Origin of the sequence: Agrobacterium sp. LR_9, assembly GCF_041954855.1 — a bacterium.
Lineage (GTDB): Bacteria > Pseudomonadota > Alphaproteobacteria > Rhizobiales > Rhizobiaceae > Agrobacterium > Agrobacterium leguminum.
The window spans coordinates 61,132-79,401 of sequence record NZ_JAVAYA010000022.1 but is presented as its reverse complement, the minus strand read 5'-3'; the positions used below and the strand labels follow the sequence as shown (position 1 = coordinate 79,401).

The 18,270-nt window shown below is 60.7% G+C and carries 15 protein-coding genes and 1 pseudogene; 10 read left to right on the top strand and 6 right to left on the bottom strand.

Annotated features, from left to right (window positions below; all coding sequences use genetic code 11):
- Positions 1-261 precede the first annotated feature (261 nt).
- The 6 genes from RAC79_RS21050 to uxuA all read left to right on the top strand — a co-directional run bounded on the left by RAC79_RS21050 (position 262) and on the right by uxuA (position 6,401).
- Complete coding sequence (locus tag RAC79_RS21050) at positions 262-978, top strand: FadR/GntR family transcriptional regulator (RefSeq protein ID WP_065655644.1); 717 nt, start codon at positions 262-264, stop codon at positions 976-978.
- 62 nt (positions 979-1,040) lie between these two features.
- Positions 1,041-2,015 (top strand): sialic acid TRAP transporter substrate-binding protein SiaP, encoded by a 975-nt coding sequence (locus RAC79_RS21045; protein ID WP_078052583.1) that lies wholly within the window; start codon positions 1,041-1,043, stop codon positions 2,013-2,015.
- A gap of 60 nt (positions 2,016-2,075) precedes the next feature.
- Complete coding sequence (locus tag RAC79_RS21040; RefSeq protein WP_142844592.1) at positions 2,076-2,648, top strand: TRAP transporter small permease; 573 nt, start codon at positions 2,076-2,078, stop codon at positions 2,646-2,648.
- 4 nt (positions 2,649-2,652) lie between these two features.
- Positions 2,653-4,059 (top strand): TRAP transporter large permease, encoded by a 1,407-nt coding sequence (locus RAC79_RS21035; RefSeq protein WP_035220793.1) that lies wholly within the window; start codon positions 2,653-2,655, stop codon positions 4,057-4,059.
- A gap of 70 nt (positions 4,060-4,129) precedes the next feature.
- Positions 4,130-5,176, top strand: coding sequence for an L-idonate 5-dehydrogenase (locus RAC79_RS21030; RefSeq protein ID WP_142844593.1), 1,047 nt, complete (start codon positions 4,130-4,132; stop codon positions 5,174-5,176).
- 16 nt (positions 5,177-5,192) lie between these two features.
- A complete protein-coding gene (gene uxuA, locus RAC79_RS21025; RefSeq protein ID WP_374997494.1) occupies positions 5,193-6,401 on the top strand; it encodes a mannonate dehydratase in 1,209 nt (402 codons plus the stop codon).
- 157 nt (positions 6,402-6,558) lie between these two features.
- Here uxuA and RAC79_RS21020 read toward each other — a convergent pair.
- Positions 6,559-6,909, bottom strand: a pseudogene (locus RAC79_RS21020) (antibiotic resistance protein VanZ); the annotation flags it as partial.
- Between the two features lie 244 nt (positions 6,910-7,153).
- On the opposite strand from RAC79_RS21020, the gene RAC79_RS21015 reads away from it, so the two are divergent.
- Together RAC79_RS21015 and aztD are read left to right on the top strand one after the other, a co-directional pair.
- The gene (locus RAC79_RS21015; RefSeq protein WP_065655639.1) at positions 7,154-8,665 is read left to right on the top strand and encodes an aldehyde dehydrogenase (NADP(+)); all 1,512 of its coding nucleotides are present in this window, start codon (positions 7,154-7,156) and stop codon (positions 8,663-8,665) included.
- 279 nt (positions 8,666-8,944) lie between these two features.
- The gene (aztD, locus tag RAC79_RS21010; protein ID WP_142844596.1) at positions 8,945-10,195 is read left to right on the top strand and encodes a zinc metallochaperone AztD; all 1,251 of its coding nucleotides are present in this window, start codon (positions 8,945-8,947) and stop codon (positions 10,193-10,195) included.
- Between the two features lie 69 nt (positions 10,196-10,264).
- On the opposite strand, the gene RAC79_RS21005 is transcribed toward aztD, so the two are convergent.
- From RAC79_RS21005 to RAC79_RS20990, 4 genes are read right to left on the bottom strand one after another with little or no spacing between them, the layout of a single operon-like run.
- Positions 10,265-11,263: a TRAP transporter substrate-binding protein gene (locus RAC79_RS21005; protein ID WP_174039865.1), complete on the bottom strand. Its 999-nt coding sequence runs from the start codon at positions 11,261-11,263 to the stop codon at positions 10,265-10,267.
- A gap of 16 nt (positions 11,264-11,279) precedes the next feature.
- Positions 11,280-13,112, bottom strand: coding sequence for a TRAP transporter large permease subunit (locus RAC79_RS21000; protein ID WP_174039866.1), 1,833 nt, complete (start codon positions 13,110-13,112; stop codon positions 11,280-11,282).
- 29 nt (positions 13,113-13,141) lie between these two features.
- A complete protein-coding gene (locus tag RAC79_RS20995) occupies positions 13,142-14,269 on the bottom strand; it encodes an LLM class flavin-dependent oxidoreductase (RefSeq protein WP_174039867.1) in 1,128 nt (375 codons plus the stop codon).
- The gene (locus tag RAC79_RS20990) at positions 14,266-15,117 is read right to left on the bottom strand and encodes an ABC transporter substrate-binding protein (protein ID WP_065655634.1); all 852 of its coding nucleotides are present in this window, start codon (positions 15,115-15,117) and stop codon (positions 14,266-14,268) included. Before RAC79_RS20990 ends, RAC79_RS20995 begins: the two co-directional genes overlap by 4 nt.
- 211 nt (positions 15,118-15,328) lie before the next feature.
- Between RAC79_RS20990 and RAC79_RS20985 the strand changes: the two genes are divergently transcribed.
- Both RAC79_RS20985 and RAC79_RS20980 read left to right on the top strand, forming a co-directional pair.
- A complete protein-coding gene (locus RAC79_RS20985; protein WP_065655633.1) occupies positions 15,329-15,694 on the top strand; it encodes a helix-turn-helix transcriptional regulator in 366 nt (121 codons plus the stop codon).
- Between the two features lies 1 nt (position 15,695).
- The gene (locus RAC79_RS20980) at positions 15,696-16,325 is read left to right on the top strand and encodes a glutathione S-transferase family protein (protein WP_174039868.1); all 630 of its coding nucleotides are present in this window, start codon (positions 15,696-15,698) and stop codon (positions 16,323-16,325) included.
- Here the strand turns inward: RAC79_RS20980 and RAC79_RS20975 are convergent.
- On the bottom strand, positions 16,322-18,157 hold the full coding sequence (locus RAC79_RS20975; RefSeq protein WP_174039869.1) for an ABC transporter ATP-binding protein: 1,836 nt from the start codon (positions 18,155-18,157) through the stop codon (positions 16,322-16,324). The two genes, RAC79_RS20980 and RAC79_RS20975, sit on opposite strands and share 4 nt — an antisense overlap.
- Positions 18,158-18,270: the final 113 nt, after the last annotated feature.

Below are 18,270 nucleotides of genomic sequence, written 5' to 3'. Positions count from 1 at the left end.
GAGGCAAGGTTTGCGAACTTTACCATCCTCTTATGCACAAAGACTCGGGCTGGCTGAATGCCCCTCCAAGCCGGAATGACGGAAGTGGTAAAAGCCCCGGAATAAGACAACGCCCGACCTGCTGAACCGCTATAAACTCCGCCCCCGCACTTTTCCGCCAGCGGCCGATTGACAGCACCGCATAAATGCGCCCTAATAAAATTGGTAAGACCATCTTACCGCTTGCGCGATCAGGGGAGACTTTCGCGCTGGGAGGATATCATGTTTGTGGCTCTGGAGCCGCGCCGCCTTTACCGGCTGGTCGCGGAACAAATTCGTTTGCTCATCGAAAGCGGAGAACTGACCGAAGGCCAGCGCCTGCCGGCGGAACGGGATCTTGCCGAACGCTTCGGCGTATCGCGTCCGACGGTTCGCGAAGCGCTTATCGTTCTGGAAGTGGAAGGCCATATCCATATCCGCATGGGTTCGGGCGTTTATGTCAGCGCAGCCGGCAAGCAGGCCAAGGAAAAGCCGCCGGTGCCGGATGCACATGGGCCATTCGAAATCCTGCAGGCGCGCTGCATCATCGAAAGCGCGATTGCGGAGGAAGCCGCAAGGCTTGCGACACCGGAATGCATCGCCAAGCTCGATGATATCATCGAACGCATGGCCGGCGCACTCGACAACTCACCACAGGCGCTCAATTTCGACCGGGCCTTCCACACCGCGATTGCCGACATCATCGGCAATTCGGCGCTGAACCGCTTTACCGGTCTGATCTACGACGAGCGCAGCCTGTCGCCCTTTTTCGAAAAGCTCGCCAGCTATTTCGAGGGGCCGCACACCTGGAACCTTGCCGTTCAGGAACACCGCGCAATCCGCGACGCCATTGCCGCTAACGACCCGGAAGGCGCGCGAGAGGCGATGCGGCAGCATCTGACGCTGTCGCAAAAGAGATTTTCCGAAAGTTTCGGGGAGGAAACGATCGGAGAAGAGTGACCGCGCCGCAACCGGCGACGGGAAAAATGAGAAATCTGGCTTTAATTCGGGAGGAGTTAAGAATGAAAATCAGATTGTCGACTTTGATGGGCGCAACAGCCGCAATCCTGCTTTCCGCGCTCGCGGCGCAGGCGCAGACCACGCTGAAATGGGCGCATGTCTACGAGACCTCCGAACCGTTCCACACCGATTCGGTCTGGGCTGCGGAAGAGATCGCCAAGCGCACCGAAGGCCGCTACAAGATCGATGTCTTTCCGGCTTCGCAGCTCGGCAAGGAAGCCGATATCAATCAGGGCCTGAAAATCGGCACCGTCGATATCATCATTTCCGGCTCCAGCTTTGCCGCGCGTGACTTCAAGCCGATCGGCGTCACCTACTTCCCCTATATCTTTCGCGACCCGAGCCATCTGATCGCCTACACCAAGAGCGATATCTTCAAGCGGCTCGCCAAGGGTTATGAAGACAAGACCGGCAACCACATCGCCGCCGTCAGCTATTACGGCACGCGTCACACCACATCGAACAAGCCGATTGCCGCCTGCGCCGACATGGCGGGGCTGAAGATGCGCGTTCCTGACGTTCCGGCCTATCTGGCCATGCCGCGCGCCTGCGGCGCCAACACCACCCCGATTGCCTTTGCGGAAGTCTATCTGGCGCTCCAGAACGGCACCGTCGATGCGCAGGAAAACCCGCTGACCACCATCGAGGCGAAGAAGTTCTTCGAGGTACAGAAGAACATCGTCCTGACGGGCCATATCGTCGACCACCTCAACACGGTGATTTCGAAGAACCTGTGGTCGCAGCTCTCCGATGAAGACAAGAAAATCTTCACCGAAGTCATGCAGCAGGCCGCCGAGCGCACCACCAAGACCATCGAAAGCCGCGAAAAGAGCCTCGTCGAAGACTTCAAGAAGCGCGGTCTCACCGTCGCCGAGGTCGACAAGGCCGACTTCGAGAAGAACGTCCTCGAAAAAGTGAAGTTCGAGGACTTCGGTTACGACAAGGCCGACTGGGAAGCCATTCGCGCCGTCAAGTGAGCCAAGATCCGGTGCGGCCCCGTTGCCGCACCGCCCTTTCTCTCCAGACGGGATATCTCAATGTCGCAGGAAATCCATACTCAGGTCACGCCTGAGGAACTCGCCCATACGTTCGACGAGGCGCCGCCGGAGGTCGATCTCAAGGTCTATTCATTCGAAGACTGGGTCACGCTCGGCCTCTTCTGGCTGATGACGGGCTGCGTGTTCCTTCAGTTCTTCACCCGCTACGTACTCAACGACAGCTACGCCTGGACGGAAGAAATTGCCGTCAACTGCCTGATCGGCGTCGTCTTTTTGGGTTCGGTCATGTGCGTGCGCATGTCGCGCCACATCCAGGTGGATGTGCTTTATCACTATGTGCCGCCACAGGTGGCCCGCGCCATGTCGATCCTTGTCGATGTGCTGCGTATCCTGTTCTTCGCCTACACCTCCTGGCTGATGTGGCGCTATCTGGAAATCGTCGCCGATGAGGAGATGGTCACCGTGGCGTTGCCGCGCAACATCGTTTTCTACACGGTTCTGGCCGCTTTCGTTCTGATGTTCTTCCGGTCGGTGCAGGTCTTCATCACCAATATGCAGCGTGGTTATTCCGTGCTCGAGCGGCCCGAAGAATTCCAGAGCGCGGGGGATTGATCACATGCTGCTTCTTATCGGCTCCTTTCTTCTCCTGATGCTGATCGGCCTGCCCGTCGCGATATCGATGGCCTCGGCCTCGCTGCTCTACATCGTCTTCTACAATGTCGCGCCTGATATCATCGCGGCGCAGCGCCTGATCGCCGGTGTGGAAAGCTTTCCGCTTCTAGCCGTTCCCTTCTTCATTCTCGCCGGCAACCTGATGAATACGGCGGGTGTGACGGGACGCATCTATTCCTTTGCCGTCGCGCTGGTCGGCTGGATGAAGGGCGGCCTTGCACAGGTCAACATCATCGGCTCGGTGATCTTTTCCGGCATGTCCGGCACCGCGCTTGCCGATGCGGCCGGTATCGGCACCATCGAAATCAAGGCTATGAAGGATCACGGTTACCCGGTCGAAGCGGCCGTCGGCGTCACCGCCGCCTCCGCAACGCTCGGCCCGATCTTCCCGCCGTCGCTGCCCTTCGTCATCTATGGCATGATGGCGAATGTCTCCATCGGCGCGCTGTTCATGGCCGGCATCGTTCCGGGCGTCGTGATGACGCTTCTGATGATGATCACGGTTGCCGTCTTCGCCTATATCAAGGGCTGGGGCTCCGATACGCCCTTCAGCCTCAGAACCATCTTCGGCGCGTCGATCGAAGTTTTCGTGGTGATGATGGTGCCGCTCGGCATCTATATCCTCACGGCGTTTGGCCTGTCGCTCAACCTATCGATCCTGATCGTGTTGGTGATATTGCTGGCCTGTGACTGGTATTTCGACTTCTCGGCCGTGATGGCGCTGATGACGCCTGTCATCCTAATCGGCGGCATGACCATGGGCTGGTTCACACCGACGGAAGCCGCCGTTGCGGCCGTCCTCTGGTCGTTGTTCCTCGGGCTTGTCCGTTACCGGACGATGACCTTCAAAACGCTGGCGAAATCGACCTTCGATACGATTGAGACGACCGCTTCGGTGCTCTTCATCGTCGCGGCGGCCTCGGTCTTCGCATGGCTGCTGACGGTCAGCCAGGCGGCGCAGCTTCTGTCGGCGGCGATCCTGACGATCACCGACAGCAAGTGGATTTTCCTCGTGCTGGTCAATCTCCTGATGCTGTTCGTCGGCTGCTTCCTCGATACGATTGCGGCCATCACCATCCTCGTGCCGATCCTGCTGCCGCTGGTGCTGCAGTTCAATATCGATCCGGTGCATTTCGGTCTCATCATCACGCTCAACCTGATGATAGGCCTGTTGCATCCGCCGCTCGGCATGGTGCTGTTCGTGCTCTCGCGCGTGGCGAAACTCTCCGTCGAACGCACGACCATGGCCATTCTGCCCTGGCTGGTGCCGTTGTTCGTGGCGCTGCTGCTGATCACCTTCGTTCCCGCCATCACGCTGTGGCTGCCGACCGAAATGGGCCTGATCCGCTAACGCCAATATCATCGCCCGCGCGGTTTCCCGCGCGGGCTTCTTCCTCCCATACACATATGAGGGCATCGTCATGCAGACACGCGTGGCACGTCTATACGGCCAGAGGGACATTCGCGTCGAAACGCAGGACCTCATCGAGCCAGGGCCTGGCGAAGTGCTGCTCGCCATGGCGGCGGGCGGCATCTGCGGCTCCGATCTGCATTATTATCAGGATGGCGGCTTCGGTCCGGTCCGGGTGCGCGAGCCGATCATCTGCGGGCATGAGGCATCCGGCCATGTGCAGGCGCTGGGAGAGGGTGTCAGCGGGCTTGCCATCGGCCAGCTTGTCGCCGTCAATCCGTCTCAGCCCTGCGGCCATTGCCATTTCTGCCTGAAGGACCAGCCGATCCATTGCCTTGAAATGCGCTTCATGGGCAGCGCCATGCGCCTGCCGCATGAACAGGGCATGTTCCGCGACCGGCTGGTGGTTCCCGCCAAACAATGCGCGAGATTTTCAGAGGATACCTCACCGGCTGAAGCCGCCTGCACCGAGCCGCTCGCGGTGTGCCTGCATGCCGTGGCCCAGGCCGGCGCTCTGGCAGGTGCAAAGGTGCTGGTGACCGGCGCAGGCCCCATCGGCCTCCTGACCATTGCCGCCGCCCGCCACGCCGGAGCAAGCATCATCGTCGCCACCGACCTTACCGATGCCGCACTTGAACGCGCCCCCGCCATGGGTGCCGACCGCACCATCAATGTCGCGAAAGACGCCGAGGCGCTCATCCCCTATCAGGACAATAAGGGTTATTTCGACGTCATTTTCGATTGCTCTGCCGCCGGTCCAGCGCTTCGCGCCGCCTTTGCCTGCGTGCGCCCGCGCGGCACCATCGTGCAGGTGGGCGTCACCGGCGACATCACCATTCCGCTCAACGCGCTGGTGGGCAAGGAAATCCTCTGGCGCGGCTCACAGCGTTTCCACGACGAATTCGCCATTGCCGCCGGGTTGATCTCCAGCCGCAGGATCGATGTGCGGCCGATCATTTCCCACAGCTTCCCGCTTGGCGAGGCGAAAGCCGCATTCGAACAGGCCGGAGACCGCTCTGCCGCCTGCAAGGTGCAGCTGACATTTTCCGCAGACTGATATTTGAGGATTTAAGATGAGACATACATGGCGCTGGTTCGGCCCGGTCGACAAGGTCACGGTTCAGGATGCGGCTCAGGCGGGCGCGGAAGGCATCGTCAGCGCGCTGCATCACATCGCCACCGGCGATGTCTGGCCGGTGGACGAAATCGCCAAACGGCATGAAGCCATCAAAGCCGGCGGTCTTTATTGGGACGTGGTTGAAAGCGTGCCGGTCTCCGAGGATATCAAGACCCAGACCGGTGACTGGAAAACCCATATAACCAACTGGCAGGAAACGCTGCGCCGCCTCTCCGCCTCCGGCATCCGCACCGTCTGCTATAATTTTATGCCTGTGCTGGACTGGACCCGCACAGACCTGCGCTGGGAAACCAGACACGGCGCAAAGGCGATGCGTTTCGACCTTCCCGATTTCGCCGCCTTCGACATCCACATCCTGAAACGTCCGGATGCCAAGGCCGATTATCCGGACTGGCTGGCGGATGAAGCGGCAAAACGCTTCGCCGACATGCCGGACACGAAAATCGCCGCCCTCGGGCGCAATATCGGCGCGGGTCTGCCCGGCTCGGCGGATGGTTACACACTTGCCCAGCTTCTGGAAAAACTGCGGTCCTATCACGGCATCAACCGCGAAAGGCTGCAACAGAACCTCATCGACTTCCTCTGCGAGGTGACGCCGGTTGCCGAAGAGGCGGGTATCAACATCTGCGCCCATGGCGACGATCCGCCATGGCCGCTGCTCGGCCTGCCGCGTATTCTCTCCACCGAAGCCGACTACGCCCATATGCTCTCAAAGGTCGATAGCCGCGCCAATGGCGTGACGCTCTGCACCGGTTCGCTGGGCGCGCGGGCGGACAATGACCTGCCCTTCATCGCCAGCCGTTTTGCAGATCGCATTCATTTCGTACATCTGCGCAATGTAACGCGCGACACCGACACCGTGCCCTGCTCTTTTTTCGAGGACGAGCATCTGGAAGGCGGAACCGACATGGTCGCCGTCATCGCCGCACTCCTCACCGAAGAAGCGCGCCGCCGGGCGGAGGGCCGTGAAGACCACACCATTCCGATGCGGCCCGATCACGGTCAGGAAATCCTCAACGACCTGACGCGCGGCGCACAACCCGGTTATCCCGCCATCGGCCGGCTGAAGGGGTTGGCTGAGCTGCGTGGCATCGAACGCACGTTATCGCACAGCCGTTTCGGGCTGGCGAAGGGTGATCGCTAAGCGAAAGCGCGGCCGCGTTTGATCGGCTTTCTATCCGTCATTCCGGCCTCGAGCCGGAATCCAGCCGACGCGCGTCCGCGCGGCGAAAAGACTCCTTTCAGCCCAAGGACTTGGGCTGGCTGGATTCCGGCTCAAGGCCGGAATGACGGATGAGAGAACCTGCGGTCAATCGCGCCTTGAACTGAAGCCAAGAAAAAGCCCCGAGCCCACCGGCGATGACGCCGGCGGCTTTCACGGCGGCGTCCATCAGATGCGGATGGCGGGTGGGCGACAGGAATTGCAGCGCCTCGATGCCGAAAGCCGCCGCAATGCCTGCCACGATGATCGCCAGCCAGTAACGCGGATAGGCGAGCACGAAGGCGGCCGAGCAGAAGGCGAAGGCCGCGGCGCGGTCCAGGCCCACCGTCGTCAGCGTGTGCGGACGAAAGCCGATAGGGCAAACTGTAACGATCACAATCAGCAGAAAAACCGACCAGGCGACATATTTCGGGAGTCTATTTGTCATCATGGCGTCACAATAGAGCGCCGTGCGCGTAAACGGAAGCGGGTCTTTTTCACGCCTTGCCCAATTAATCACACTTTTCGGTCAGATAGTTGAAAAACCGGCTTTCGCTCAGGCCCCACACGGGCTAAGGCAGAAGGCAACCGGGCGAGGATCGCGGCTGATGGCGTTTTCGCTGTCGCCTTTCGGTGCAACGTCACGGTGTCGGGTGGATTTTCCACACAGGATCAGATTTTCAGGGAAGAGCACAATGAGTTTCAAGCCGCACGGCAAACATCTGGTTGCAGGAGAATGGGTCGCAACGGAAGCTAAATTCCGCAGCGAGCCTGCACATGGCGAAGCTTTCGATTTTTCGGTCGGCACCGTCGATCTGGTGAATGCGGCCTGTGAAGCTGCCGAAGAAGCCTTCTGGAGCTACGGTTACACCACCCGCGAAGAGCGCGCCGCATTCCTCGACACCATCGCCGATGAGATCGAAGCACGCGCCGACGCCATCACCGAAATCGGCTCGTCCGAGACCGGCCTGCCCGCAGGACGTTTGCAGGGCGAACGCGGCCGCACCGTTGGCCAGCTGCGCCTTTTCGCCTCGCACATCCGCAAGGGCGACTATCTCGACCGTCGCCATGACGAAGCGCTGCCAGATCGTCAGCCGCTGCCGCGCCCGGATATCCGCCTGATGCAGCGCCCGATCGGCCCCGTCGCGGTCTTCGGCGCCTCCAACTTCCCGCTCGCCTTCTCCACGGCCGGCGGTGATACCGCTGCCGCTCTGGCAGCCGGCTGCCCGGTCGTCGTCAAGGGCCATTCCGCCCATCCCGGCACCGGCGAAATCGTTGCCGAAGCCGTTCTCGCCGCCGTCAAGAAGCACAATCTGCATCCCGGCGTTTTCTCGTTGATCCAGGGCGGCCGCCGCGATGTCGGTTCCGCGCTCGTGCAGCATCCGCGCATCAAGGCGGTCGGTTTCACCGGTTCGCTCGCCGGCGGCCGCGCGCTGTTCGATCTCTGCGCCCAGCGCCCCGAGCCGATCCCCTTCTTCGGCGAACTGGGGTCCGTCAACCCGATGTTCCTGCTGCCGGAAGCCGTTGCGGCTCGCGGTGAAGCCATTGCCAAGGGCTGGGCGGGCTCGCTCACCATGGGTGCTGGCCAGTTCTGCACCAACCCCGGCATCGCCGTCATCCTCTCCGAGCAGGCGGATGCGGTTGCTGAAACCGCACGTGCGGCCCTTTCGGAAGTCGGCCCTCAGGTCATGCTGACCGACGGCATCGCCGCCGCCTATCGCGACGGCCGTGATCGTATCGCTGCCGGCAACGGCGTGCGCGATGTTCTCACTACCACCTGCAACCTGCGCAATGCAACGCCTTACCTGTTCCGCGTTTCGGGCAAGGACTGGGTTGCCAACCATGCGCTTGCTGAAGAAGTCTTCGGACCCCTCGGCCTGATCGTGACGGTTGATAGCACCGAGGAAATGCTGGAAGTTGCCAAGAGCTTCGAAGGCCAGCTGACGGCAACCATGCATCTTGATGCCGGCGACGCCGAACTTGGTCGCAAGCTGCTGCCGATCCTCGAGCGCAAGGCCGGCCGCGTTCTCGCCAACGGTTTCCCAACCGGCGTGGAAGTCTCCGAAGCCATGGTGCATGGCGGCCCTTACCCGGCATCGACGAACTTCGGCGCAACCTCTGTTGGCACGATGTCGATCCGCCGCTTCATGCGCCCGGTTTCCTACCAGAACATTCCTTCGGATGTTCTGCCTGACGATATCCGCTAAAACTGATCGGGGCAGGCGCAGCGCTGCACCTGCCCTTTTTATTCGGCTTTACCGCCCTTCGGGAAATACGGCCTGACGCTGAAGCGTCAACCGCCTCCCCTTCTCCCGCCTCACGGTCCCCATCCAGATTTTTCCGTACCAAGACGTCGGCATCGGTTGACATCGCCCCCGCACGTAATGCTAATACGCAATCTCGTAACGTAATAACATTACAATCGTCCTTCAGAACCGATACCGGTTCGTATCCGCACGGGGATGATAACGCCTGGAAGGAACACCATGAGATTTTCCCTTCAACAGCACCTTGGCATGAGCGCGCTTGCCACGTGCCTTGCCCTCACCCTGCCGCTCGCCTCTGGCGTGGCGCAGGCGGAAGAAAGCGGCGACACCGTCAAGGAATGGCGGCTGTTCGTCGCCGATCACAGCCAGCCCGTGGTGCGCGCAATCAATTTCGAAACCGGCAAGGAACTCGGACGCTACGACCTCAAGGGCTATGCGGCGCTGACCGCCAGCGCCTCCGGCAAGACGGTCTTCGCGACGCAATCGGATGCCGACATGGTGCATGTGATCAAGACCGGCATCGTTTTCTCCGATCATGGCGAGCATCGCGATCTGGATGTGGAAGATGCGGCGCTTTTGCCCGTCACCTTCGAAGGCAAGCGCCCTTTCCACGTCGTGCCGCATGATGACCATGCCATTCTTTTTTATGACCGTGGCGGCAAGGCAGAGATCATCGATGAAGCAGCCCTGCTGGACGGCAAGGCCAAGGTCCGCACCGTCGATACGACCGCCCCGCATCACGGCGTGGCGGTGACCATGGGCCGTTACGTTCTGGTTTCCGTACCGAATACCGAGGTCGAAACGAAACCCGATACGCTGCCGCCACGCATCGGGCTGCGTGTTCTCGACAGGGAGGGCAAGCAGGTCGGCGAACAGGCGGCATGCACCGATCTGCATGGCGAGGCAACATCCGCGCGGCTTGTCGCTTTTGGCTGCAAGGAAGGCATTCTCGTTGCCCGCCCCGGCGGCACCGATGGTCCCAAGCTTGAAATGCTGCCCTATCCGGAAGATTTCCCGAAAGCCTATACCGGCACGCTGCTGGGCGGCAAATCCATGCAGTTCTTCCTCGGCAATTACGGTGAGGACAAGGTCGTCCTGATCGATCCTGACAGCAAGGACGCCTTCCGCCTGGTGGAACTGCCGACCCGGCGCGTCGATTTCATTCTCGATCCCGCCAATCCGCGCAACGCCTACATCCTGACGGAAGACGGCGACCTGCATGTGCTTGACGTGCTGGAAGGCGCCATCACCCGCAAGGCGAAGGTGACCGAACCCTACAGCAAGGACGGCCACTGGCGCGATCCGCGCCCACGTCTCGCTGTTGCCGATGGGCAGGTCGCGATCTCCGATCCGCGCCATTCCCTGATCCGCGTGGTGGATGCGGAAAGCCTGACGGAAACCCGCACGCTTGCGGTGGCAGGTCAGCCCTATTCCATCGTTGCCGTTGGCGGCTCCGGCGCTTCGCACTGATATCCAACAAAAGAAACCCCGTGCGCCTGAAGGACACACGGGGTTTCCTGATTTTGATGGGCCGTATTATCAGGCCGACTGCACAGCCTGTATCTTGTCGATGCCGCCGACAATGCCTGAGAAATCCTGCCAGACGCCCTGCGCGCCCTTGCGCCATTCATCCAGCGCTTCCGGCTGCAGCACCTTGCCGCCCTTCGAAAGCGCAAGCTCGACGGACTTCACTTCGTCCTCGACGATCAGCTGGTTGAAATATTGCGCGCCTTCGCTCGATGCTTCCAGGAGAACCTTCTTCTCTTCGTCGTCCAGCTGGTTCCAGAAGGTCGCGCCATAATAGACGACGCCTGAAGCCCAGATGTGGCCGGTTTCCGTCAGATAGGGCACGACCTCGTAAAGCTTGAAGCCGGCATAAGCGGACTTGGTGAGATCCATGGCATCAGCCACGCCGGTTGCCAGCGCATTATAGGTCTCGGTGATCGGAATACCGACCGGGGTGGTGCCGAAGGCGCTCCAGAGCTTGGTGTGCAGCGGGCTCTGGATAACGCGGATCTTCTTGCCTTCCAGCTGCTCCGGTAGGGTAACCGGCTCCTTGGTCAGAAGATGGCGAGCGCCGTAATTGATGAAATCGGCGGCGATGAATTGCTGGGCGGCGAGCTTCGTCTTCAGATCAGTGCCAGTCTCGCCCGTCACCACCTTGCGCACATGCTCGGCATCGCGGAACAGGAAGGGCAGATCGAGGATCTGCAGTTCCGGCACCCAGCCGGAGAGCGAGGAGACGGTGGAAAGGCTCGCCTGAACCGAGCCCAGGCGGATATTTTCCGCCACTTCCTTTTCACCGCCCAGGGCACCGCTCTTGACGATGTTGAAGCGGAAACGGTCGGGCAGCTTCGCTTCAACCAGCTCGCTGATCTTCACCCAGATTTTCGTTTCCGGCTTGTCGTCGGCGAAAAGCGACGCGACGGTGAGGCTGCGGGTTCTGGCATGTGCCGTACGTACGAAAGCGGGTGCGGCAAGCGTTGCCGCGCCAATGGCGGAGAGTTTCAGGAGATTGCGGCGATCGATAATAGTCATGAATGAAACCCCGGATTTAGAAGAAAATGGCCCAGGCGCACAGAATGGCGAGGGAAACGAGAAGAGAGACGAGATAGGGAACAACAGCCCGGAAAAGTACTGTCGCCGGAATACGGGTGACGCCGCTGACCACGAAGATCAGCATGCCGAGCGGCGGTGTCAGGCCATGGATCATCAGATTGACCACGAGGATGACGCCGAAATGGATCGGATCGATACCGGCCGCCACCGCGGCGGGCAGCAGGATCGGCCCGAACAGCAGGATGGCCGCGCCAATGTCCAGCACCAGTCCCACCACGAGCAGGATCAGGTTGGAGAGTAGAAGCACCGCAATCTTGCTGCCACCGAGCAAAGTCACAAAATCCGTGACGAGCCCCGAGACATTGTCAACCGCCAGCAGGAAGGCAAAAGGCCCGGCCGTGCCGATCAGAAGACCGATGGCCGCCGCCTCACCCGCCGACTGCCGGAAGGTCGCGAAAATGCGGCCCGCGCCCAGCCGGTAACCGAAGCCGAGAAGCAGCGTGTAAAGTGCGGCAAGCGCTGCCGCTTCCGTGGTGGTGACGATGCCGATGCGGATGCCGACAACCACGATGACGCCAAGACCGAAGGCCGGTATGGCGGCGATGGCCGAGCGCCAGCGCTCCGCACCCGTCGCGCGTGGCAAGGTATCCACGCTGCGCACGCTGAAATGGATTGCCACCGCAAGGCAGACCGCCATCAGCCCGCCGGCAAAGAAACCGCCAACCAGCAGCGAGCCGACCGAAAGATTGGTGGCGGTTGCGAGGATGAGAAACGCGATGGAGGGCGGAATGACATTGTCCAGAACGGAAGTGGCGGCAATGATCGCACCGGCCTGCGCCGGCGGATAGCCGTGTTTCACCAGTTCCGGCTGAAAGGTGGAAGCACCGAAGGCGGCATTGGCGACCGATGAGCCGGACGCGCCGGAAAACAGCACGCTGGTCAACAGCGTCGTCTGCGCCAGCCCTGCCCGCCGGTGCCCGACCATGGAGGCAGCGAAACGCACCAGCTGGTTGGCGACGCCCGATTCCGTCAGCAGGCTTCCGGCCAGCAGGAAGAAGGGAATGGCGAGCAGCAGGAATTTCGACATGCCGGTCACGGTTGACGAAACGATGGCCGGTTCCGGCAAGGTGCTGCCGAAGGCAATCGCCACATAGGCGGCGGCAAGGAAGGCATGGGCAAGCGGCGCAGCGAGCACCAGCCCCACGGCCGCCGTCAGCGCCAGAAACAGGCTCGGCGGCAGGTTCGTATCGACAAAAACTTCCGGCAGGCCGACATAGGCCACAATGGCGATGGCGAGAGATGCGAGAACGGCAAACACCTTGCCTTCACTGACACGCTGAAGCGCCAGATAGAAAAGGATAAGCGCGCCGCCTGCGCCGAGAAAGCCGAAACGCACCCATTCCGGCAGACCAAGCGTCGGAGATGTGCCGCCAAGCATCGCCGCGATCTCTACCCCGCCGAAAGCGAGGATGAGTGCTGCGATAAAGGAGAAGGCATCGGCCAGAACTTCGGTCGCCGCGTGAAATCGTTGCGGAAGGAACCGCACGAAGACATCGAGCCGCATGGCGAGCGCACTTTTGAGACTGAGCGGCGCACCGACCGCGATCATGGCCACATGCAGCCAGATGCCGAGGTCTTCCGCGCCGATGAAGCCTGTGTGAAACAGATAACGCAGCGTGACATTGACCAGCACCACCACGAGCAGCGCCGCAAGGATTGCTGCCGCGACCGCGCCGAGCACCGTGTCCAGAACGGCGAGCACCCGCTCGGCCACGCGTTGCGGGCCGATGCGTCTTTGTGCGATTGTCGTTGCCGGACTTGCCGTCATGTCTTTCTTCTCCACTCCCGAAGCCATGCTCAGGAGGCCTTGGCCGAGAGATCGCGGTCGAACAAAGTCGACCATGTGAATTGTTTTGCCGCCGAGACCTCACGCGATACGTCGAGCCGCGGCAGAACCTTTTCGCCGAAGCGGAACGCCTCTTCCAGCAATGGCATGCCGGAAAGGATGAAGGTATTCACGCCCGCCTTCTTATAGGCCTCCAGCGTGCGGATAACAGTATCCGGCGAACCGACAATCGCGGTTCCCGGGCCTGGCCGCACGAGGCCGATGCCGGCCCAGAGGTTGGGCGCGATTTCAAGATCGCGCAGGTTCTCCGGCTTCTGGCCGCCGTGCATCGCCGTCATGCGCTGCTGGCCGACGGAATCGGTCTTGCCGACGAAACGCTGGTTGGCGGCAATGGCACGCTCATCCATGCGCCCGTAGAGATCAGCGGCGGCGGCCCAGGCCTCTTCATCGGTATCACGCACGATGACATAAAGCCGAATGCCATATTCCAGTTCGCGGCCAAGCTGTTCTGCCCGCGCCTTGACGAGATCGACCTTCGCGCCGATCTGATCGGGCGTTTCACCCCAGGAGAGGTAGGTCTCGACATGTTTGGCCGCAACGTCGATGGCCTTATCCGAGGACCCGCCGAACCACAATGGCGGCGGCTCGATGCCCTGCCCCACCGGAAGAGCGAGCTTCGCGCCCTCCGTCTGGAAATGCCGGCCCTTGAAATCCACCGTCTCGCCGGCGAAAAGCCGGTGCCATATCTGCAGATATTCATCCGCCATATCGTAGCGCTCGTCATGCGGCATGGTCATGCCGTATGCGCCGAGCATCTTGGCATCGCCCGAGACGACATTTATCAGCAGGCGGCCGCGTGAAAACTCCTGAAGCGTCGCCGCCATCTTGGCGAGCAGCGTCGGCGCGACAAGGCCCGGATGAATGGCGACCAGAAACTTCAGCCGCTCGGTATAGGAAAGCAGCGCGCCCGCCAGAACCCAGACATCATGCGCGCCGGTGGCAAACAGCGCACCGGTGTAACCCAGCTGGTCGTAAGCGAGCGCCAGCTGTTTGTAATAACCGAGATCGACCTTGCGGGACCCTTCCGGCTGCCAGGGATAGGCACCATCGGGTGCGCACATGTACCAGAAAACATTCATCTGCCGCCTCCCGTGCTGGCTGATTGCCCGGTCAGAACCGGTAAAGAGAAATGACCGTGCCTGTAAAGCGTATCGGCCTCCTCCTGCTGTTCGGCAAGGATATTTTCGGCAGCGGCCACGACGGAAAGGTCTCGCGACCTCAGCACCTTGGCCCAGGACTGTGCATCACCTTCGCTGCCTGTTTCGGCGGCGAGAAGGGCAGCGGCTTTGTCGATATCCGCCATCACGGCCCGGCCGACGCGATCCAGTTCGGCCGCAATTGCCTGCCCTGTCTCGCCCGCTATGTTGTGGCGCGCAAGCGTCCAGAATAGCGAACGGTTGGGAATGGTGGAGCCGCAACGGACAAGAAGGCCGATCTCCTCATGGGTCAGAGCCTTTTCCAGCCGCGGCGACATCGTCACCCAGGCATCGACACGGCCTTCCACGAGATCGCGCAGGCTATCGCTGTCGCCGCTTTCAATACGGGTCACATCCGCAAGGCCAAGCCCCGCCCCTTCCAGGCTGCGCGCCAGAAGATAGGTGTGAAACGATCCATCGATCAGCGAAATGCGCTTTCCCGAGAGATCAGCGGCTGAGCGGATCGGGCTATCGCGCCGCACGAGGATTGCGCCATTGGCGGGCCTCGGCGCGGAAGCAGCGATATAGACCGCCGAAAGCCCGCGCGCATCCGCCTCAATGGGCGGTGTCGAGCCGGTGCCGCCGAAATGGATGTCGCCCTTTTCCAGAAGAGCTGCCGTATCGCGGCCTTCACGATAGCCCACGAATTCCGGATCGAATTCTTCAAAGGCGCCGGGCCAGAGCCGGGCGAGACGTAAATGCAGATTGTTGGGATGAACCCCGATTTTCATGTCGACACCTCATTTCCCATTCAATCTACTTTTTTATAGAATGTTTTCGAGAAACGTTTTGGCGATCCTCGGCCGGAAAGCGAAAGAGAAATCTACCAATCCTGTAGATTTTGAAAAATGCCAGACAGCGCTGAGATGAGGCTCTTCAAGCCATTGAAATTTTTCGCCATACAATCTACTTTTTTGTAGTTTGAAAAATGGGCCTGTAGTCGTGACGAAACCGGTTTCCAATCTCATCTGCCGCAGCGTGGTGGAAGCGAGCGAGCTTTTGAAGCTTGTCGCCAACGCCAATCGTCTGGCCATCGTCTGTTATCTAATGGAAACGGAAGCCTCCGTTTCCGCGCTGGAATATGAACTCGGTATCCAGCAACCCACGCTTTCGCAGCAGCTTGCCGAATTGCGTGACGCCGGTGTGATCGAAGGCTCACGGGAAGGCAAGGCGGTGATCTATCGTGTCACCGATCCGCGCATCGTCCAGCTGGTTTTGACATTGCGCGGTCTTTACACGGAGCTTTCCGATGTGACCGGCAAGAAAGGCAGACGGGCACTGCCGCTGGATGAGGCAATGTTCGACTAGCATGATCGACCTTTACACCTGGATCACGCCCAACGGCCTTAAAATCTCGATTGCGCTGGAAGAACTGGGCCTGCCCTATCGAAGCCACGCCATCGACATCGAAAAGGGCGAGCAATTTGCCGCCGATTACGTCCGCATCAATCCCGGCTCGAAAATCCCCGCGATTGTCGACGATGAAAACGGCACCGTCCTGACGGAATCGAACGCGATCCTCATCTATCTCGCCGAAAAGGTAGGCCGGCTTCTGCCCGCCTCCGCGACAGAGCGACTGGTCGTCACGGAATGGCTGATGTGGCAGGCCGCCAATTTCGGCCCGACACTCGGTTATGCCCATTATTTCCTGACCTACCATGCCGGACACGCCCCCTTTGCCGAGACACGTTTCGCGGCGGATGTGGCGCGGCTTTACCGGACATTGAACGACCGCTTGAGCGAGCGGGAGTTCGTGGCCAGCGATTTTTCAATAGCCGATATCGCCATCTGGCCATGGGTCTCGCGTTTCGCGCGCCACAAAATCAGTCTCGATGATTTTCCGGCGGTACAGCGGTGGTATCGCCGGCTTGGACAGCAGGAAAGTTTTAAGCGCGGTTATCGCGTCCCCTTCGCAATGTCGGACGTACCCGGACTCTAACAGGCGACGAGGTGGCCGGACGAAACCTCGCGATATTCACGCGGCTTGACGGCATAATCAACGGCGCGGATCGGGCTTTTCAGCTCGTCATTCGCAGCACCTCGCCGTGTGTTGCGGCGATCCGGGTCCGGCACCGGCACCGCCGCCATCAGCTTGCGGGTATAGTCATGTTGCGGATTGTTGAAGACAGCCGCACGCGGACCGATTTCGACGATCTCGCCGAGATACATCACCGCAACCCGGTGGCTGACGCGCTCCACCACCGCCATGTCATGGGATATGAACAGGAAGGCGAGATCGAGGCTCTGTTGCAGGTCCAGCATCAGGTTGATGACCTGCGCCTTGATGGAAACATCCAGCGCCGAAACGCTTTCATCCGCGACAATCACCTTGGGCTGGAGCGCCAAGGCACGGGCGATGCAGATGCGCTGGCGCTGACCACCGGAAAATTCATGCGGGTAACGCGACGCCATGTCCGGTGAGAGGCCGACCTTTTTGAGCATGTCGGCCACCACATCCTTCGCCTCGCGGGCGCTTCCCATGCGGTGTTCCAGAAAAGGTTCGGCAATCGCCGCGCCCACCGTCATACGCGGATTGAGCGAGGCGAAAGGGTCCTGAAAGATCATCTGAACCGTCTTGCGCATGTCCCGCATGCCCGTCTTGTCGAGTGCGAGAATGTTTTCGCCGTTGACCACGACCGAACCGGCATCCGGCTCGATCAGCCGCATGATGGCGCGTCCGGTGGTGGATTTGCCGCAGCCGCTTTCGCCCACCAATGACAATGTTTCACCGGCCCTGAGATCGAAAGACACGTTTTCCACCGCATGCACCCGGCCGCGGAGACGCCCCAGAAGACCGGAGTGAATATCGAAGCGCTTGGTCAGCCCCTCCACCTTCAGGACCGGCTGTGCGGCTGCGTCAACGGTATCGGCGGGACGCGCCGGCTCCTGTGTTTCACCCGTGGTGGTATTGACGATGGGAAAACGGAGCGGTCTCTCCTCGCCTTTCATCGATCCCAGAACCGGAACGGCGGACAAAAGTGCGCGCGTATAGGGATGTTTGCCGCGATGGAAAATATCGGCCGTCGCACCGACTTCCACCTGCTCGCCGCGATACATGACGACCGTGCGGTCGGCGATTTCGGCCACCACACCCATGTCATGGGTGATGAAGAGGACTGAGGTGCCCTCCTCTTCCTGCAGCGTCTTGATGAGGTCGAGAATCTGGCCCTGAATGGTCACATCAAGCGCCGTCGTCGGCTCGTCGGCGATCAGGAGCTTCGGCCGGGAAGCGAGCGCCATGGCGATCATCACGCGCTGGCGCATGCCGCCGGAAAAGCGATGCGGATATTCATCGAAGCGCGAGGCGGCGGAGGGTATACGGACCTTTTCCAGCAGGCGGATCGTCTCCGCCCGCGCATAGGCTTTCGACATCGGCTGATGGCACAGCAGGGCTTCGGAAATCTGGTCGCCGATGGTGAAAAGCGGATTAAGGCTGGTCATCGGCTCCTGAAAGATCATCGCCACTTCATTGCCCCGCACCCGCCGCATGGCGTCTTCAGAAAGGGAGAGCAGGTTGCGACCTCCGAGCAGGATTTCACCCTGCACCCTGCTGCTTTCCCGATCCAGCAGCCGCATGATGGAAAGCGAGGTAACGCTTTTGCCGGAACCGCTTTCACCGACGATCGCAACCGTCTCACCCGGCCCGACATCAAAGGAAATATCACGCACCACCGGTTTCCAGCCGCCATCCACGTGAAAGGACGTGGTGAGATTGCGGACGGAAAGCACGGCATCTTCGGCACGGAGCGGTGTTGCCTGCGGCATGGTCATGATCGTTCCCTTCTTTTCTTCTCATTTGAACTCAGGCAGGGCGTCGCCGCCTGTTTCTTCTCCCCAAGGGGGAGAAGGTGGCCCGAAGGGTCGGATGAGGGGGCAACGCCAGC

What these genes read in the sequence shown, in the direction of transcription:
- RAC79_RS21045 (WP_078052583.1), top strand. Translation starts at nt 1,041, where the DNA reads ATGAAAATCAGATTGTCGACTTTGATGGGCGCAACAGCCGCAATCCTG.
- RAC79_RS21030 (WP_142844593.1), top strand. Translation starts at nt 4,130, where the DNA reads ATGCAGACACGCGTGGCACGTCTATACGGCCAGAGGGACATTCGCGTC.
- RAC79_RS21035 (WP_035220793.1), top strand. Translation starts at nt 2,653, where the DNA reads ATGCTGCTTCTTATCGGCTCCTTTCTTCTCCTGATGCTGATCGGCCTG.
- aztD (WP_142844596.1), top strand. Translation starts at nt 8,945, where the DNA reads ATGAGATTTTCCCTTCAACAGCACCTTGGCATGAGCGCGCTTGCCACG.
- uxuA (WP_374997494.1), top strand. Translation starts at nt 5,193, where the DNA reads ATGAGACATACATGGCGCTGGTTCGGCCCGGTCGACAAGGTCACGGTT.
- RAC79_RS20995 (WP_174039867.1), bottom strand. Translation starts at nt 14,269, where the DNA reads ATGAATGTTTTCTGGTACATGTGCGCACCCGATGGTGCCTATCCCTGG.
- RAC79_RS21000 (WP_174039866.1), bottom strand. Translation starts at nt 13,112, where the DNA reads ATGACGGCAAGTCCGGCAACGACAATCGCACAAAGACGCATCGGCCCG.
- RAC79_RS20980 (WP_174039868.1), top strand. Translation starts at nt 15,696, where the DNA reads ATGATCGACCTTTACACCTGGATCACGCCCAACGGCCTTAAAATCTCG.
- RAC79_RS21040 (WP_142844592.1), top strand. Translation starts at nt 2,076, where the DNA reads ATGTCGCAGGAAATCCATACTCAGGTCACGCCTGAGGAACTCGCCCAT.
- RAC79_RS20990 (WP_065655634.1), bottom strand. Translation starts at nt 15,117, where the DNA reads ATGAAAATCGGGGTTCATCCCAACAATCTGCATTTACGTCTCGCCCGG.
- RAC79_RS21015 (WP_065655639.1), top strand. Translation starts at nt 7,154, where the DNA reads ATGAGTTTCAAGCCGCACGGCAAACATCTGGTTGCAGGAGAATGGGTC.
- RAC79_RS21050 (WP_065655644.1), top strand. Translation starts at nt 262, where the DNA reads ATGTTTGTGGCTCTGGAGCCGCGCCGCCTTTACCGGCTGGTCGCGGAA.
- RAC79_RS21005 (WP_174039865.1), bottom strand. Translation starts at nt 11,263, where the DNA reads ATGACTATTATCGATCGCCGCAATCTCCTGAAACTCTCCGCCATTGGC.
- RAC79_RS20975 (WP_174039869.1), bottom strand. Translation starts at nt 18,157, where the DNA reads ATGACCATGCCGCAGGCAACACCGCTCCGTGCCGAAGATGCCGTGCTT.